2 protein-coding genes are annotated in these 2032 nt (G+C 51.3%); one reads left to right on the top strand and one right to left on the bottom strand.

Annotation, left to right across the window (positions count from 1 at the left end):
• Positions 1–386 (bottom strand): hypothetical protein (locus NZ772_18015; protein ID MCS6815451.1); only part of this gene is annotated, 386 nt, incomplete at its 3' end.
• Positions 387–718: 332 nt separating this feature from the next.
• On the opposite strand from NZ772_18015, the gene NZ772_18020 reads away from it, so the two are divergent.
• A complete protein-coding gene (locus NZ772_18020; GenBank protein MCS6815452.1) occupies positions 719–1828 on the top strand; it encodes a hypothetical protein in 1110 nt (369 codons plus the stop codon).
• Positions 1829–2032: the final 204 nt, after the last annotated feature.

Consider the following 2032-nt stretch of genomic DNA (forward strand, 5'->3'; position numbering starts at 1 on the left):
TGTGTAGCTGGTTTGTAGATAGTTGCCTGATGGGTAAACCCCACAATCTCCGAAGCATAGGGCTTACGTCCGTACTTGCCTATAGCCCCAAGCAGATCAGCCAGCTTCCACCCTGCCCCTGCTGACGATGGCGATCGTACCAGTAACAGGCCAGTGATTTCACCGCACAATTCTTCAATACTAGAACATTGAAACCCCTGCCAACATGCTCGAATCACTTCACAGTGCCAGTCAAGCTGCTGAATCTGCTCGGTTGCGTTGGGTTTCGTTGCTAAAAGGGCGCAGCGATCGGCTTGGTATTGCTCTAAATAGGTAGCAAATTGACGATACTCAAAGCCATCTAAGGCAGCAATACGACGTAGAATCTTGATTAATTCGGCCGTCACACTCCTGGTATGATCTGTACGATTTGTACGACAGGAGGCAAGGGTTTGTCGAAGACGAGAAAAATGGGACATTTCAACATAACGATTTGGCGAAAGGACAACCCCATCTAGCACCTAGCAACCCACCCAGTCCGCTCTCAGGTACGGTGAGATCTAGGAGCATCTCGATCGACGAATTTAAATGGTTTTCCATTCTAGCAAAACGCAAGCAGGCTTTAAAGTCTCTCTCGGAAAACTACCCTGTGCTGTCTGTGGGCTGCGCTTAGGCTACAGCTCTCTCTAGGAAGGGAGTTGTGAGGGCTAGTTTTCCGTGGTTATGGGTTTAATAATTTATGCAAAGTTTAAAGTTGACGGCTCCGCTGCGGATTGACTTCTGTGGTGGCTATACTGACATCGCTGAGATCAGCAAAGTTACCGGGACGGCGATCGCCAATGTCGCGATCGATCTCTACAGGGATGCTGCCCGCACTCAACCAGTGCTCTTGCAGGTTTTGCTAAACCGAGCGGATGGGGCTAATGGCACCGAGGAAGAACTGCGGCTGTTGTCTGCCCTCAATACCTATGCCCAAACCTATCTGCAAACCGACATGGACTATCGGCAATCCCTACAGTTGCAGGTGCAGGTGCCCGTGTCTATGGGCTTGGGAGTTAGCAGCACCCTGAGCGTATTGCTGACCAGTGCGGCGCGGTTACATCAAGGCTGGGATCTAGCCACTATTCGAGATCATGCCTTCCGAGATGCCCAACTGTTCGAGAAAGACATCCTTCAGGTCAAGGGCGGCTACCAAGACTTTATCCCGGCCATCTATGGTGGCTATAACTGGATTACGGCTGAGTCTGGTGGTCAGGGAGACGGCTTAATTAAGGATCCAGACACAGTTGCGATCGCCACCTATCCAGTACCGCCTGCGATTGCAACCTATCTCAATACCTGCGTAGTGATTGTCTATTCCCTGCGTCCGGCCTCATCCTCCAAAATCATTGATGACATTGTGAATCGCTCTACCGACCATTCTGAACAAGAACAGCGACTGCTAGAGGTATCTCGGCGTATTCATCACTACAATGTAACTTTTCATCACTATCTGTGTGAGGCGCTATCCCAGGCTGCCGATAGCGACAGCACCTCTCCTGCCCTGCCCTTTGCTCCCCAGTACTTAGCCAAACTCATTGACACCATTGACCACGCCTGGGAACTGCGACAACAATTTTCGCCCTTGGCAGCGAACCCCGTGCTCGACCAAGTGGCTCAAGCCGTTGCTGCTGATGTTTACTGCGCCCATGGTGTAGGGGCAGGGGGCAGCGTGTTGGTGTTGTATGCTAAGCCTGATCGCCTAGATAGCCTCTATCGGCAACTAGCAGCCTTGTCCCAACAGTTCAACATCACACTCTTTTATCCCAACGTCAACCAAACCGGAGTAGCGATCGACCACCCGCATTGATTCCGCCACTAGCGTTCCATCCCCTACTCCACCAACGTCCTCAAGTCAGAGAATCTAATCTTCGTGCCCTTTGTGCCTCTGTGGTTCAATTCCAACCTTATAGAGAGTGCAAGCACACCCTTAAGCTAGCGGCTGAAGCAAGTCGAGGTATATCGATGCCAGAGACAGTACCCAGGCCAAGGGACAGTAGCACGTTCAACATCC

It is taken from the genome of Cyanobacteriota bacterium (assembly GCA_025054735.1).
In the GTDB taxonomy this organism is placed as follows: domain Bacteria; phylum Cyanobacteriota; class Cyanobacteriia; order SKYG9; family SKYG9; genus SKYG9.

Bases quoted from the DNA above. Each gene is read 5' to 3' on its own strand.
- NZ772_18020 (MCS6815452.1), top strand. From the start codon at position 719: ATGCAAAGTTTAAAGTTGACGGCTCCGCTGCGGATTGACTTCTGTGGT.